This is a genomic window from Inhella sp. (genome assembly GCF_041912635.1).
GTDB lineage: Bacteria > Pseudomonadota > Gammaproteobacteria > Burkholderiales > Burkholderiaceae_C > Inhella.
The window spans coordinates 65,768-78,720 of the sequence record NZ_JAYRMO010000003.1 but is presented as its reverse complement, the minus strand read 5'-3'; the positions used below and the strand labels follow the sequence as shown (position 1 = coordinate 78,720).

14 protein-coding genes and 1 tRNA gene are annotated in these 12,953 nt (G+C 67.9%); 7 read left to right on the top strand and 8 right to left on the bottom strand.

Going from position 1 to position 12,953, the window contains the following annotated elements:
• The first annotated feature begins 22 nt into the window (after window positions 1-22).
• The 5 genes from ald to ACE3QP_RS02440 all read left to right on the top strand — a co-directional run bounded on the left by ald (window position 23) and on the right by ACE3QP_RS02440 (window position 4,835).
• A complete protein-coding gene (ald, locus tag ACE3QP_RS02460) occupies window positions 23-1,138 on the top strand; it encodes an alanine dehydrogenase (RefSeq protein ID WP_374433307.1) in 1,116 nt (371 codons plus the stop codon).
• Between the two features lie 150 nt (window positions 1,139-1,288).
• A complete protein-coding gene (locus ACE3QP_RS02455; protein ID WP_374433305.1) occupies window positions 1,289-2,212 on the top strand; it encodes a branched-chain amino acid ABC transporter permease in 924 nt (307 codons plus the stop codon).
• A gap of 10 nt (window positions 2,213-2,222) precedes the next feature.
• Window positions 2,223-3,308, top strand: a complete 1,086-nt coding sequence (locus ACE3QP_RS02450; RefSeq protein WP_374433303.1) for a branched-chain amino acid ABC transporter permease — start codon at window positions 2,223-2,225, stop codon at window positions 3,306-3,308.
• A 5-nt stretch (window positions 3,309-3,313) separates the two neighbouring features.
• Window positions 3,314-4,108, top strand: coding sequence for an ABC transporter ATP-binding protein (locus ACE3QP_RS02445; RefSeq protein WP_374433301.1), 795 nt, complete (start codon window positions 3,314-3,316; stop codon window positions 4,106-4,108).
• A gap of 10 nt (window positions 4,109-4,118) precedes the next feature.
• A complete protein-coding gene (locus ACE3QP_RS02440) occupies window positions 4,119-4,835 on the top strand; it encodes an ABC transporter ATP-binding protein (protein WP_374433299.1) in 717 nt (238 codons plus the stop codon).
• A gap of 4 nt (window positions 4,836-4,839) precedes the next feature.
• On the opposite strand, the gene ACE3QP_RS02435 is transcribed toward ACE3QP_RS02440, so the two are convergent.
• The 5 genes from ACE3QP_RS02435 to ACE3QP_RS02415 form a co-directional block, all read right to left on the bottom strand.
• Window positions 4,840-6,288 carry a caspase domain-containing protein gene (locus ACE3QP_RS02435; protein WP_374433297.1) on the bottom strand — a complete coding sequence of 483 codons (1,449 nt, stop codon included), beginning with the start codon at window positions 6,286-6,288 and terminating at the stop codon, window positions 4,840-4,842.
• An 18-nt stretch (window positions 6,289-6,306) separates the two neighbouring features.
• Window positions 6,307-7,125, bottom strand: a complete 819-nt coding sequence (locus ACE3QP_RS02430; RefSeq protein WP_374433296.1) for a hypothetical protein — start codon at window positions 7,123-7,125, stop codon at window positions 6,307-6,309.
• Window positions 7,126-7,276: 151 nt separating this feature from the next.
• On the bottom strand, window positions 7,277-8,323 hold the full coding sequence (locus ACE3QP_RS02425; RefSeq protein ID WP_374433294.1) for a Leu/Phe/Val dehydrogenase: 1,047 nt from the start codon (window positions 8,321-8,323) through the stop codon (window positions 7,277-7,279).
• Window positions 8,324-8,393: 70 nt separating this feature from the next.
• The gene (locus ACE3QP_RS02420; RefSeq protein ID WP_374433293.1) at window positions 8,394-9,122 is read right to left on the bottom strand and encodes a 2OG-Fe dioxygenase family protein; all 729 of its coding nucleotides are present in this window, start codon (window positions 9,120-9,122) and stop codon (window positions 8,394-8,396) included.
• Window positions 9,122-10,162 carry a CDP-6-deoxy-delta-3,4-glucoseen reductase gene (locus ACE3QP_RS02415; RefSeq protein WP_374433291.1) on the bottom strand — a complete coding sequence of 347 codons (1,041 nt, stop codon included), beginning with the start codon at window positions 10,160-10,162 and terminating at the stop codon, window positions 9,122-9,124. Before ACE3QP_RS02415 ends, ACE3QP_RS02420 begins: the two co-directional genes overlap by 1 nt.
• 60 nt (window positions 10,163-10,222) lie before the next feature.
• Here ACE3QP_RS02415 and ACE3QP_RS02410 point away from each other — a divergent pair, with 60 nt between their 5' ends.
• On the top strand, window positions 10,223-11,077 hold the full coding sequence (locus ACE3QP_RS02410) for an NAD-dependent epimerase/dehydratase family protein (protein WP_374433289.1): 855 nt from the start codon (window positions 10,223-10,225) through the stop codon (window positions 11,075-11,077).
• A 5-nt stretch (window positions 11,078-11,082) separates the two neighbouring features.
• On the opposite strand, the gene ACE3QP_RS02405 is transcribed toward ACE3QP_RS02410, so the two are convergent.
• From ACE3QP_RS02405 to cysM, 3 genes are read right to left on the bottom strand one after another with little or no spacing between them, the layout of a single operon-like run.
• The gene (locus ACE3QP_RS02405) at window positions 11,083-11,316 is read right to left on the bottom strand and encodes a sulfurtransferase TusA family protein (RefSeq protein ID WP_374433287.1); all 234 of its coding nucleotides are present in this window, start codon (window positions 11,314-11,316) and stop codon (window positions 11,083-11,085) included.
• Window positions 11,313-11,828 carry an NUDIX domain-containing protein gene (locus tag ACE3QP_RS02400; RefSeq protein WP_374433284.1) on the bottom strand — a complete coding sequence of 172 codons (516 nt, stop codon included), beginning with the start codon at window positions 11,826-11,828 and terminating at the stop codon, window positions 11,313-11,315. Before ACE3QP_RS02400 ends, ACE3QP_RS02405 begins: the two co-directional genes overlap by 4 nt.
• Window positions 11,825-12,721 carry a cysteine synthase CysM gene (cysM, locus tag ACE3QP_RS02395; RefSeq protein WP_374433451.1) on the bottom strand — a complete coding sequence of 299 codons (897 nt, stop codon included), beginning with the start codon at window positions 12,719-12,721 and terminating at the stop codon, window positions 11,825-11,827. The genes ACE3QP_RS02400 and cysM overlap by 4 nt, the downstream gene beginning before the upstream one ends.
• 115 nt (window positions 12,722-12,836) lie before the next feature.
• Between cysM and ACE3QP_RS02390 the strand changes: the two genes are divergently transcribed.
• Window positions 12,837-12,921, top strand: a tRNA-Leu gene (locus ACE3QP_RS02390).
• Window positions 12,922-12,953 lie beyond the last annotated feature (32 nt).

Here is a 12,953-nt window from a genome sequence, read left to right as displayed (position 1 = left end):
CATCCACTCCTCGGAGATTTCCATGCGCATCGGCGTCCCCACCGAAATCAAGAACCACGAGTACCGCGTCGGTCTGACGCCTCCCAGCGTCCGCGAATTGGTGGCGGCTGGCCACGAGGTGTTCATCCAGTCCGGGGCCGGCAACGGCATCGGCTGCCCGGACGCCGAATACCAGGCAATGGGCGCCAAGATCCTGGCCGACGCCAAGGCGGTGTTCGAGCAGGCCGAGATGATCGTCAAGGTCAAGGAGCCTCAGCCCTCCGAGACGGCGATGCTGAAGAAGGGGCAGCTGCTGTTCACATACCTGCACCTGGCGCCGGATCCGGTGCAGGCCGAAGGCCTGATGAAGAGCGGCTGTACGGCCATTGCCTACGAGACCATCACCGATTCGCGTGGCGGCTTGCCGCTGCTGGCGCCGATGAGCGAGGTGGCGGGCCGCATGGCCATCCAGGTGGGTGCGGTGGCGCTGCAGAAGGCCCATGGCGGCCGGGGCGTGCTGCTGGGCGGCGTGCCCGGCGTGGCCCCGGCCAAGGTGGTGGTGATCGGTGGCGGCGTGGTGGGCACGCACGCGGCCCGCATGGCCATGGGCCTGGGCGCCGAGGTGGTGGTGCTGGACCGCTCGCTGCCGCGCCTGCGTCAGCTCGACGAGGTGTTCGGCGGTCGTCTCGTCACGGCCTACGCGAACCTGGACAACACCGAGGCCGCCGTGTTGTCGGCCGATCTCGTCATCGGTGCCGTGTTGGTGCCGGGTGCTGCCGCACCGAAGCTGATCCGTCGTGAGCAGTTGTCGCGCATGAAGCCGGGTTCGGTCATCGTTGACGTTGCCATCGACCAGGGCGGCTGCTTCGAGACCTCGCATGCGACCACGCATGCCGAGCCGACCTACGAGGTGGATGGCGTGGTGCACTACTGCGTGGCGAACATGCCTGGAGCCGTGCCGCGCACTTCGGCCTTCGCGCTGAACAACGCCACCCTGCCTTTCACGCTGGCGCTGGCCAACAAGGGCTGGCGCGCCGCCTGCGCCGCCGATCCCCATCTGGCGGCCGGCCTCAATGTGCACGAAGGTCAGATCACCTATGAAGCCGTGGCGCGTGAACTGGGCAAGCCCTTCGTCGACACCAAGCAGCTGCTGGCCTGAGCGCAGCAGCGTGGAATGACGGGGCGCCCTGCGGGGTGCCCTTGTTTTTTGGCCGCCAAGTCCAGCGGGTTATCCCAGGCAGGAAGGCGGGAAGGGCCTTCACATAATCGGCCGCAACCTGTGCCCTGGCGCACTGCCAAGGAGAACGACTTGGAAGTCCTGATTCAGCAAATCATCAACGGCCTGGTCCTGGGGAGCATGTATGCCCTGGTGGCCCTGGGCTACACGATGGTCTACGGCATCATCAACCTCATCAATTTCGCCCACGGCGAAATCCTGATGATCGGCGCGCTGACAAGCTGGACCGTCATCGGTGCGCTCGCCGGCTCTGGCCTGCCGGGCTGGGCTCTCATGCTGGTGGCGCTGTGCTGTGCCATCGTGGTCTGCTCCGTCGTCAACTTCACGATCGAGAAAATCGCCTACCGGCCACTGCGCAGCGCGCCGCGCCTGGCTCCGCTGATCACCGCCATGGGCATGAGCCTGATGCTGCAGACGCTCGCCATGGTGATTTGGAAGCCCAATCCCAAACCCTTCCCGCTGCTGCTGCCCACCGAGCCCATCAACCTCGGCGGTCCGGTTATTTCCGTCACCCAGGTGCTGATCCTGGTGACCACCGGGGTGCTGCTGGCCGCGCTGATGTGGCTGGTGAACAAGACCAAGCTGGGCCGCGCCATGCGCGCCACGGCCGAGAACCCCAAGGTCGCCTCGCTGATGGGCGTCAAGCCCGACTTCGTGATCTCGGCCACCTTCGTCATCGGCGCCGCGCTGGCCGCCGTGGCCGGCCTGATGTGGGCCGCCAACTACGGCACCGCGCAGCACACCATGGGCTTCATGCCGGGTCTGAAGGCCTTCACGGCCGCGGTGCTGGGCGGCATCGGCAACCTGGCCGGTGCGATGGTGGGCGGCATCCTGCTCGGCCTCATTGAAGCCATCGGCGCGGGCTATCTGGGTGAGCTGACCGGCGGCGTGCTGGGCAGCCACTACGCCGACATCTTTGCCTTCGTGGCGCTGATCCTCGTCCTCACGCTGCGCCCCTCGGGCCTGCTGGGTGAACGCGTGGCCGACCGCGCCTGAGGGAGTTCGCATGCAACAGACCAAGAAACTCGCCATCTTCCTGGCCAGCGCGCTGGCCCTGCTGATCCTGCCGTTGATCGCGCAGCAGTTCGGTTCCGGCCCGGTGCGCATCATGGACACGGCCCTGCTGTACGTGATGCTGGCCCTGGGCCTTAACATCGTGGTGGGCTACGCCGGCCTGCTGGACCTGGGCTATGTGGCCTTCTACGCCGTTGGCGCCTACATGTTCGCGCTGCTGGCCAGTCCCCACCTTTGGGACACCTTCCCAGCCATCGCCCAGATGTTTCCCAATGGGCTGCATACCCCACTGTGGGTCACCATCCCGCTCGGTGCCGGCCTGGCGGCGCTGGCCGGGGTGCTGCTGGGCGCACCCACGCTGAAGCTGCGGGGTGACTATCTGGCCATCGTGACCTTGGGCTTCGGCGAAATCATCCGCGTCTTCATGAACAACCTGGAGCACCCGGTCAACATCACCAACGGGCCGCGCGGTCTGGGTCAGATCGACTCGATCGCCGTCTTCGGTGTGCCGCTGTCGCAAAAGGTCACGGTCCTGGGTCTGGAATTGCCGGGCGTGACACTGCACTACTACCTGTTCCTCACGCTGGTGGTGGTGTCAGTCCTGATCTGCTACCGGCTAGAGAACTCGCGCATCGGCCGCGCCTGGATGGCCATCCGCGAAGACGAGATTGCCGCCAAGGCCATGGGCATCAACACCCGCAATCTGAAGCTGCTGGCCTTCGGCATGGGCGCCACCTTCGGCGGCGTGGCCGGTGCGATGTTTGCGGGCTTCCAGGGCTTCGTCAGCCCCGAGTCCTTCAGCCTGCAGGAGTCGGTGCTGATCGTCGCCATGGTGGTGCTGGGTGGCATGGGCCACTTGCCTGGTGTCATTCTTGGCGCGCTGCTGCTGGCCGCGTTGCCTGAGGTGCTGCGCTATGTGGCTGGTGACATCCAGCAGATGACCGATGGCCGGATCGACGCTGCCATCCTGCGCCAGGCCCTGGTGGCGCTGGCGATGATTGTCATCATGCTGATGCGCCCGCGCGGCCTGTGGCCAGCGCCCGAGCACGGCAAGCCCGCTCCAAAAACTCCCGCCTGAACACCATGAGCACGGACATCGTCTTGAAAGTCCAGGGGGTCTCCAAGCGCTTCGGCGGCTTGCAGGCGCTCTCCGAGGTCGGCGTTGAAATCCGCAAGGGCCAGGTCTACGGCCTGATCGGCCCCAATGGCGCCGGCAAGACCACCTTCTTCAACGTCATCACCGGGCTGTACACGCCGGATGGCGGCAGCTTCGAGCTCGGCGGCATGCCCTACCGGCCGGCCGCGGTGCACCTCGTGGCCAAGGCGGGCATTGCCCGCACCTTCCAGAACATCCGCCTCTTCCCCGAGATGACGGCGCTGGAAAACGTCATGGTGGGCCGCCATGTGCGCACGCACAGCGGGCTGGTCGGCGCGATCTTCCGCACGCCCTCCTTCAAGAAGGAGGAAGCTGAAATTGCCGCGCGGGCGCGTGAACTGCTTGAGTACGTGGGTATCGGTCGGCATGCCGACTTCCGCGCGCGCACCCTGAGCTATGGCGACCAGCGGCGCCTGGAGATTGCGCGCGCACTCGCCACCGACCCCCAGCTGATTGCGCTGGACGAGCCGGCCGCAGGGATGAACCAGACCGAGAAGGTGGTGCTGCGCGAGCTCATTGATCGCATCCGCAAGGACGGCCGCACCATCCTGCTGATCGAACACGACGTGAAGCTGGTGATGGGGCTGTGCGACCGCGTCACGGTGCTGGACTACGGCAAGCAGATTGCCGAAGGCACGCCGGCCGAGGTGCAGAGCAATGAAAAGGTCATTGAGGCCTATCTGGGTGCCGGCCATGCGCAGGCGCCCGCCGCCACCCACTGAGGAAGCGCCCATGGCAGATGTGTTGTTGCAGGTCTCGAACCTGAAGGTGGCCTACGGCGGCATTCAGGCCGTCAAGGGCGTGAATTTCGAAGTCCGCGCCGGGGAGTTGGTCAGCCTGATCGGTGCCAACGGCGCCGGCAAGACCACCACGCTCAAGGCCGTCACCGGCCTGCAGCCGGTGGCTGATGGCGACGTGCTGTACCTGGGCAAATCCATCAAGGGCCAGGGCGCCTGGGATCTGGCCAAGCAGGGCCTGGTGATGGTGCCGGAAGGGCGGGGTACCTTCACGCGCATGACCATCGTCGAGAACCTGCAGATGGGCGCCTACACGCGCAATGACAAGGCGGGTATCGACGCTGACATGGAGCGTGTGTTCACCTTCTTCCCGCGGCTGAAGGAGCGGCGCGACCAGCTGGCCGGCACCATGTCCGGCGGCGAGCAGCAGATGCTGGCCATGGGCCGCGCGCTGATGGCCCGCCCGAAGGTGCTGCTGCTGGACGAACCCTCGATGGGCCTCTCGCCCATCATGGTGGACAAGATCTTCGAGGTCGTGAACGAGATCCACGGCCAGGGGGTGACCGTGTTGCTGGTGGAGCAGAACGCCAGTCGCGCGCTGCAACTGGCCAATCGTGGCTACGTGATGGAGTCGGGCCTGGTCACGATGACGGGCCCTGGGGCGGAGCTGCTGGCCGACCCCAAGGTGCGCGCCGCCTACCTCGGCGAGTAAGCTCTCAGGAGGGCCGGCACAGCTGGGTGATCAGCTGGCTGGCCATGTCGGTAGCCTGTGCCTGCACCAGTTCCAGGAAGGCGTTGCTGACATCCGCGCCCGCGTAGGACTCTTCACGACCCATCGCGCTCGCCACTTCCTGGCCGCTCGCGCTGATCAGGCTCAGCGCGGCGTTCACCGACACCTCGTTGACACGCAGCAGGTGGTGGCGGTTCGCGGTGCTGCTGACCGTGCCCTGCACCACGTAGCCGCCCGCCTGGCCGACCTTCATGCCGGCCTGGCGCAGACGCTGGGCCAAGGCCACGCTGAACTGTCCGCCCCCGGACTCGCTGAGCTTGAGTTGGACGCGCGCCTGGCGCCGTGCCGGTGCGCAGTCCAGCGAGGCGAGCGTGCGCTCGAAGGCCACTTCACGCCCGGCCGCGGTAGCGCGGTCCATCTTGGCCTCTTCCTCCGAGAACGAAAAGCCGCCGCTGGAGCGGGCGACGTTCTGCCGCCCCAGCGTCGCCGTCGCTGCCACGCCGGTGCCAGAGGGTGCCGCTGCCGCCACCGGCTGGGCGGCCTGAACGCGCGCCTGCTCGGCATAGCGGCCATTCGGAAAACGTTCCAGATAGGCGCGGTAGGCCGAGGGCTTGCCGGATTCGGCCACCAGTTGCCACATTTCCTGGTCCAGATCGGCCGGCAGCGCTGCGCTGGCCGTGCTGGCGCCGGCGTTGCCGGTGAAGAAAAAGTCGCCTTCCAGCGAGGTGCTTTCCCAGGGGATCTGGCGGCCGTTCGAGGCCTGGCGCACTGCCACGCGGGTGCGCTTGAACACGTCCTCCACTTTGAGGCCCGGCGTGTTCATATTGCGCAGCAGATGGCTGGTGTAGAGCCCGTTGTTGCCGGCCCCGTCGGCGGCTTCGGCACCGGGCGCCGTGGCGAAGGCAATGATGGAGCCGGTTGGGGCATCCATCTGCGCCAGGCCACTGGCACCCGAGCGGGCGCCGCGCGTGAAGGGGTTGTTGCGGCAAGCGTCCAGGATGACGATGTTGAGAGGGTTTTTCGCGCTCTCCATCTTCTCCAGCACCTGGCCAATGTCGAAGGCCTTGTAGGCCACCTCGTCCTCGCGCTCGATGTGGGCGTCCACCGGCACCAGGAAGTTTCGGCCTTTGACCTGCACGCCATGGCCGGCGTAGTAGAAGAGCCCGACGCCGTCCTTCAGCTGATCACCGAATTCGCGCGTGGCATCGAACATCTGCTTCTGCGAGGCGTTCTCCAGGCTGATGACCTTGAAGCCGAGGCGCCGCAGGCTGTCCGAGACGGCGCGCGCGTCATTCAAGGGGTTGGCCAGGGGCGAACTCTTGTAGGCCGCATTGCCGATGACCAGGGCGATGCGCTTGCCCTTGTCCAAACTGGTGGCTGCGGCCGGCCAGGCGGCCAGCGCCCACAGCAGCAGGGAAAGCAGGAAGGTGCGCATGGCCATGGCCCTCGGGTCTTATTTGTGGCGGGCGTCGATTTCCGACACCCCGCGTTGCACCAGGCGTTGCACCAGGGTGTCGAGACCCACGCCGCCGGTGGCGTTGCTGCGCACGCCGGCAATGGAGGTCACCTTGGCGCCCACTTCCATCTTTTCCTCGAAGTAGCCGTTGGCCACCTGCTCGGAAGTGTTGGCATCCAGGATCTTGTAGCGCATGCCCACGTTCCAGACCACGGCCTGCTGGTCGGTCCGCACCGAGCCCGCGACGGTGGAGCCGGCCGCTGCGGCCTTGCCGCGGCCGAAGATGTTGAGCAGGTTCGCTGCGGTGCTGCCGTCGATGCCGCCGCCCGAGGAAGCCACCGGCTCCGCCTTCAGCACATCGAACTTCACGACCCAGCGCGTGGTGGAAATCTTGCCCTTCTGGAAAGCGCGCTGTGCCTGCTTGACGTCGCCCACGTTGTAGGCGAGCTCAACCTCGCGCAGCAGGGCACCCAGCTGGGCACGCTCCAGCACCGTGAAGTTGGCGCGGGTCAGTTCGAGCTCAACGAAGTCGGCAATGTTGTTGGCGGTGACACGTTGGGTGAAGGTGGCGTTGGCGCCCTTGATCTCGCCGGGCAGCACGATGATGCGCGGTCCCTTTTTGCTGGCGTTGGCGTATTCGATGGCCTGGTACTGGCCCATGTCGGCGCGGCGGTTGGCGTCGTTGGAGACCGCCGAGCCCGCCACCGGCGAGGGGTTGTTGCCCATTCCACCGCCGGCCGCGCAGGCCGTCAGCAGCACCACCAGCAGCGCACCGGCGCCGCGTCGAACGAGAGATTTCAAGGCATCGGAGTTCATTTCCGTCTCCATCGCTGCGGACCCCCTGGCCCGCTCTGTTTCGCAGTGTAAGGAGCGGTGCGCTAGGGCGACATGGGTCACAGCCGAGGCAGGGGGGCAGGCACAAAAAAGCCCTGGGCACGCCCAGGGCTTCGTAGTGGCGTGCTGGTGCTCAGGGCTTGACGAGCAGGCTCTGCGCCCAGGCGTCCGCCTCGGCCGCGGGGGTGCGGCCGCTGGTCTTGATACGCACCAGCAGTTCGTTCACGCGCTCGGCGATGCGGCTCACTTCGGCCATCACCGCGCCTTCTTCGCCTTCGCCGCGGTACTCGCGTGCCACCGAGATGATGCCGCCGGCATTCACCAGGTAGTCCGGCAGGTAGGTGATGCCGCGCTTGGCCAATTCGTCGCCGTCGTGCGCCAGCGCCAATTGGTTGTTGGCCGCGCCGCAGATCAGCTTGGCCTGCAGCGTGGGGATGCTGGTGGCGTTCAGCGAGGCGCCGAGCGCGCAGGGCGCCAGCACATCGCAGGGGGCCGCCAGGATCTGTTCCACCGTCACCACCTCAGCGCCGAACTGGGCCTGGGCCTTGGCGGTCTTGGCGGGGTCGATGTCTGCCACCACCAGCTTGGCGCCGGCCTTGTGCAGGAACTCGGCGAGGTGCCAACCCACGGCGCCCAGGCCCTGGATGGCGACCTTCAAGCCTTGCAGGTCGCTGCGGCCGAGCACGGTCTTGGCGCCGGCCTCGATGGAGACGAACACGCCCCAGGCGGTTTTGGGGCTGGGGTCGCCGCCAAAGGCGCCTTCGCGCGGGATGCCGGAGACGTACTTCGTCAGGGCCTGCACGCCGCGCATGTCGGCGGTGGTGGTGCCGACGTCCTCGGCGGTGATGTAGGCGCCTTGCAGGCTGTCCACGGCGCGGGCGAAGGCGGCAAACAGCTTGGCGCGGTCGAACTCGCCCTTGGGCTTGACGATCACCGCCTTGCCGCCGCCGAAGGGCAGGCCGGCCAGGGCGTTCTTCATGCTCATGCCTTGGGAGAGGCGCAACGCATCGTGGTGGGCGGCCAGGTCGTTCTCATAGGCCCAGAGGCGGCAGCCGCCGAAGGCAGGGCCGCGGGCGGTGCTGTGCACGGCAATCATGGTGCGCAAGCCGGATTCGGCGTCGGCGGCGATCAGCACGCGTTCGTGCGGGGCTTGGTGGGGCAGGCCGAAGAAGGAAGGCATGGGGTAGGGCTTTCGCTTGGGGTGGGTCAAACGCCGTCCGCGCTTGTGGCGCAGGGGCGAGAGGATGCACTCAGGGGCCTTGGAAGCCACCCGAGCGCAGGGTGATCACGAGGGTATCGCGGTGGCCGCGCGCCGCCCCATCGGGTTGGATGGGCGTGGCTTCGTGAATCATGCGGGGGTCGTTGAGTAGCAGCAGGCTCCCGGGTTCGGTCAGCGTGAAGCGCTGGCCGGCCGGGCCGGTGGCCTCGAAGACGCGGGTCTCGCCGCCCTTGATGTGCTGGCGCGCCAGCAGCAGCACCGCCACCAGGTCCACACCGTCGCGGTGGGCACCCTCGGGCGTGGGGCGGCCAATGCCGCCTTCGGTGTCGATGCGGAAGGGGTGGACCTCGATGAACCAGGGCTGAGCGCCACGCAGGCGGTCGGCACTGCGCGCCAGGCGGCGCAGCAAGGCCTGGAAGGCCGGGTGCACGGCCATGGCGGGGTCCACGGGTTCGTACCAGCGCTCGATGCCGCCGTGCAGGGCGTTGTAGTCCAGCGGCTGCCAGTGGGCGCGGCGCGGGGTTTCGGTAACCGTGCTGCCATCGACGACGAAGCAGCTGTGGCGGCGCGAGCGGTAGCGGCCGCCGTCCTTCAGGTAGCCGTCCGGGCGCAGGTCGTCCCAGTAGGGCTGCAGCGCCAGTAGTTCAGTCAGCGGCAGGCCCAGCCAGGCGGCGGTGCCTGCAGGGTCCAGCACGGCCTGGCCGGCTTGCACCAGGGCTTCGTCGGCCGCGCTGGCGGCCACAAACGGCGGCTGGAACATCAGGGCGTGCTGCCGTGCTTGTCGGCTTCCGAGGTGAAGGCGTCGGCGAAGAACGCATCCTCGGGCAGGCCGGCGGCGGCGTAATCGCGCTTGGCCGATTCGATGACGATGGGTGCGCCGCAGGCATAGACCTCGTGGCCGGAGAGGTCCGGCAGATCCTGCAGCACGGCCTGGTGCACGAAGCCGGCGCGCCCACGCCAGCCGTCCTCGGGCAGGGCATCCGAGCACACCGGCACGTACTGCAGCCAGGGCAGGCGGGCGCAGGCCTCGCGCACCCAGGCGTCCAGGTACAGATCGGCCGGACGGCGGCCACCCCAGTACAAGCTGACCGGCCGGGTGTTGCCGTCCGCTTCGAGTTGCTCGATCAAGGCCTTGATGGGTGCGAATCCCGTACCGCTGGCCAGGAAGACCATCGGTTTGTCCGATTCGCGGCGCAGGAAGAAGCTGCCGAACGGCCCCTCGGCACGCAGGATGTCGCGCTCCTTCAGGTTGGTGAAGGCGTGGTCGGTGAACTTGCCGCCCGGCATGTGGCGGATGTGAAGCTCGACCGCCGGCGGGTCGCCCAGCTGGGACGGAGCGGTGGCCATCGAATAGGCCCGGCGGCTGCCATCGCGCAGGATGAACTCGAGGTATTGGCCGGCATGGAACTGGAAGTTCTGCGTGGCCGGCAGTTGCAGGCGCAGGCGCAGCACATCGGCGGCGGGCTTCTCGGCGGAGATCACGCGCACCGGCAGCTTCAGCACCGGGTGCAGGCCCTCGGCCGGCACGCTCCGCGCCTCGATCGTGCAGTCCGTCTGCGGCGTGGCGCAGCAGGTGAGGATGAAGCCCGCGGCTTCTTCTTCGCTGCTCAGTGCCTTGGCCTGGTGCACGCCATGGATGACCCGGCCCTCGAGCAGGCGACTCTTGCAGGAGCCACAGGCGCCGTCCTTGCAGCCATAGGGCAGGCCGATGCCCTGTTCGATGGCGGCAGACAGGATGGTGGCGTCGCGTGGCACCTCGATGCTGCGGCCGGCGGGTTGAACGGTGACGGTCAGGGTCATGGGGACGGAAGCGGAGAGAAACCTAGACTGGGCGGCGATTGTCCGGGAGGAATGCAAGCGATGCGGGTCTTGGTGGTGGGATGTGGCGATGTCGGGCAGCGCTTGCTGCGCCTGGTACCGCAAGGGGTGCAGGTGCTGGTGCTGGCGCGCGAGCCGCGGCGCCTGGCGAGCTGGCGCTCGCGCGGCGTGCGCTTGCTGCGCGGGGATCTGGACGATCCGCCCAGCCTGCGTCGACTGGCCGGCCTGGCCGATGCGGTGGTGCACTTGGCGCCGCCGCCGGGGCAGGGCGAGGGCGACCCGCGCACCGCGGCCCTGCTGGCGGCCTTGGCGCGCGGGCGCGCGCCGCGCGCTTTCGTCTACGTGTCCACCACCGGTGTGTACGGCGATTGGGGCGGAGCGCGGATCGACGAGACCGCGGTGCGCCGGGCTCAGACGGCGCGAGCCCTGCGCCGCGTGGACGCCGAGGAGCGCTTGCGACTCTGGGCCCGCGAGCGCAGCGTGCGCCTGAGTCTGCTGCGCGCGCCGGGCATCTACGCGGCCGATCGCGAAGGCCACCCGCGCGAGCGCCTGCTGGCCGGCCGGCCGCTGCTGCGTGCCGAGGACGATGTGTTCACCAACCACATCCAGGCCGACGACCTGGCCCGTGCCTGTTGGCGTGCGCTCTTTCTGGGCAAACCGCTGCGCGCCGTGAATGTGGTGGACGACAGCGAGCGCCGCATGGGCGAGCACTTCGACCTGGCGGCCGACCGCCTGGGGCTGCCGCGCGCGCCCCGCATCAGCCGTGCCGAGGCCGCCGTGCAGATGACGCCCATGCAGCTGAGCTTCCTGAGCGAAAGCCGACGCATTGGCAATCAGCGCCTGAAGCGCGAGCTGCGCCTGCGCTTGCGCTACCCACTGCCCGAGCTCGGCTGGTAGGCGCGCTACTTCTTCTTCAGCACGTGGACGAATTCGTCCTGCTGTTGACGCTGCTCCAGCAATTCGTGGCCGGTCTGCCGCGCGAAGGCCTGGAAGTCGCGGGTCGAGCCCGGGTCGGTGGCCAGGATGCGCAGCACTTGGCCGCTTTCCAGCTCGGCCAGGGCCTTCTTGGCCTTGAGGATGGGCATAGGGCAGTTGAGGCCGCGCACATCCAGTTCGCGGTCGATGGGTGGGTTCATTCGAAAAACTCGGGTTCGATGCCGCGCTGCCGCAGAAAGGTGGCCAGGGCCTGGCCCGTGCCCTGCGGCCAGCAGCGCACCTTGTCGGGGGGAATCAGCTTGTACTCGGCCAGCTCGGGGCTGAGCACGATCTCGCCGGCGGCCGGCACGTGGTAGGCCACGATCAGCTGGTTCTTCTTCTGGAAATCCCACACGCCCAGCAGGCGCGGCGAGGCGCAGGCCTGCAGGCCTGTCTCTTCGGCCACCTCGCGCAGGATGCCGCCTTCCGGCGTTTCACCCGCCTCCATGAAGCCGGTGATGAGCCCGAAGAAGCGCCCCGGCCAGGCGGCATTGCGCGCCAGCAGCAACTGACCCCCGCGGTCCGTGCACTCGACGACGGCGGCCAGCACCGGGGTCGGGTTGTTCCAGTGCGTGAAGCCGCAGGCCGGGCAGCGCAGTCGCGTCTTCGGGCCACCGTCCTCCAGTTGCTCGATGGCCGCCAGCGGCGTCGTGCACTCCGGGCAGAACCTCATGCGGGAAAGACTCCCGTGGAGAGGTAGCGGTCGCCTCGGTCGCACACCACGAAGACGATGGTGGCGTCACGCACCACGCGGGCAATGCTCAGGGCCACGCAGCAGGCGCCCGCAGCCGAGATGCCGCCGAACAGGCCTTCCTCTCGCGCCAGCCGGCGTGCCATGGCCTCGGCGTCCGCCTGACTGACCAGCACCAGCTCGTCAACGCCGCTGGGGTCGTAGATCTTGGGCAGGTAGGCTTCGGGCCATTTGCGGATGCCCGGGATGCGCGAGCCCTCCTGCGGTTGGGCACCGACGATGCGCACCGCGGGGTTCTGCTCCTTCAGATAGCGCGAGACCCCGGTGATGGTGCCGGTGGTCCCCATGGCCGAGACGAAGTGCGTGACGCGCCCGCCGGTGTCCTGCCAGATCTCGGGCCCCGTGGTTTCGTAGTGCACGCGCGGGTTGTCAGCATTGGCGAATTGGTCGAGTACGCGGCCCTTGCCCTCGGATTGCATCTGTTCGGCGAGGTCGCGGGCGTACTCCATGCCGCCGCTGCGCGGCGTCAGGATCAACTCGGCGCCGAAGGCTTTCATGGTCTGGGCGCGCTCGATGGAAAGGTCCTCCGGCATGATCAAGATCATGCGGTAACCGCGGATCGCGGCGGCCATGGCCAGGGCGATGCCGGTGTTGCCGCTGGTGGCCTCGATGAGGGTGTCGCCGGGCTTGATGTCGCCACGCTCCTCGGCGCGCCTGATCATGCTGATGGCGGGGCGGTCCTTCACGGAGCCCGCAGGGTTGTTGCCCTCCAGCTTGGCCAGCAGCACATTACCGCGGCTGTCGGTGCCCAGCAGGCGTTGCATGCGCACCAGCGGGGTGCGGCCGATCACGTCTTCCAGCGTGGGGTAGGAGATGCTCATGCGAGCCATTGTGCCGGCCGCCCCAAAGACTTCGCTTCGCTATGGCAGAATCGCGGCCCTCCGAGCAAGGCGATGCCTTGCCAGCAACCTGCACACGGGTTGCGCACCTGCCCAGGTGGCGAAATCGGTAGACGCAGGGGACTCAAAATCCCCCGCCGCAAGGTGTGCCGGTTCGAGTCCGGCCCTGGGCACCAAGATTCCCGCTCATACACTCACGCCGCCCCAA

What these genes read in the sequence shown, in the direction of transcription:
- ACE3QP_RS02415 (WP_374433291.1), bottom strand. Translation starts at nt 10,162, where the DNA reads ATGACCCTGACCGTCACCGTTCAACCCGCCGGCCGCAGCATCGAGGTG.
- ACE3QP_RS02445 (WP_374433301.1), top strand. Translation starts at nt 3,314, where the DNA reads ATGAGCACGGACATCGTCTTGAAAGTCCAGGGGGTCTCCAAGCGCTTC.
- ACE3QP_RS02435 (WP_374433297.1), bottom strand. Translation starts at nt 6,288, where the DNA reads ATGCGCACCTTCCTGCTTTCCCTGCTGCTGTGGGCGCTGGCCGCCTGG.
- ACE3QP_RS02420 (WP_374433293.1), bottom strand. Translation starts at nt 9,122, where the DNA reads ATGTTCCAGCCGCCGTTTGTGGCCGCCAGCGCGGCCGACGAAGCCCTG.
- ACE3QP_RS02400 (WP_374433284.1), bottom strand. Translation starts at nt 11,828, where the DNA reads ATGAGGTTCTGCCCGGAGTGCACGACGCCGCTGGCGGCCATCGAGCAA.
- ACE3QP_RS02440 (WP_374433299.1), top strand. Translation starts at nt 4,119, where the DNA reads ATGGCAGATGTGTTGTTGCAGGTCTCGAACCTGAAGGTGGCCTACGGC.
- ACE3QP_RS02405 (WP_374433287.1), bottom strand. Translation starts at nt 11,316, where the DNA reads ATGAACCCACCCATCGACCGCGAACTGGATGTGCGCGGCCTCAACTGC.
- ACE3QP_RS02450 (WP_374433303.1), top strand. Translation starts at nt 2,223, where the DNA reads ATGCAACAGACCAAGAAACTCGCCATCTTCCTGGCCAGCGCGCTGGCC.
- ACE3QP_RS02425 (WP_374433294.1), bottom strand. Translation starts at nt 8,323, where the DNA reads ATGCCTTCCTTCTTCGGCCTGCCCCACCAAGCCCCGCACGAACGCGTG.
- ald (WP_374433307.1), top strand. Translation starts at nt 23, where the DNA reads ATGCGCATCGGCGTCCCCACCGAAATCAAGAACCACGAGTACCGCGTC.
- ACE3QP_RS02410 (WP_374433289.1), top strand. Translation starts at nt 10,223, where the DNA reads ATGCGGGTCTTGGTGGTGGGATGTGGCGATGTCGGGCAGCGCTTGCTG.
- ACE3QP_RS02430 (WP_374433296.1), bottom strand. Translation starts at nt 7,125, where the DNA reads ATGAACTCCGATGCCTTGAAATCTCTCGTTCGACGCGGCGCCGGTGCG.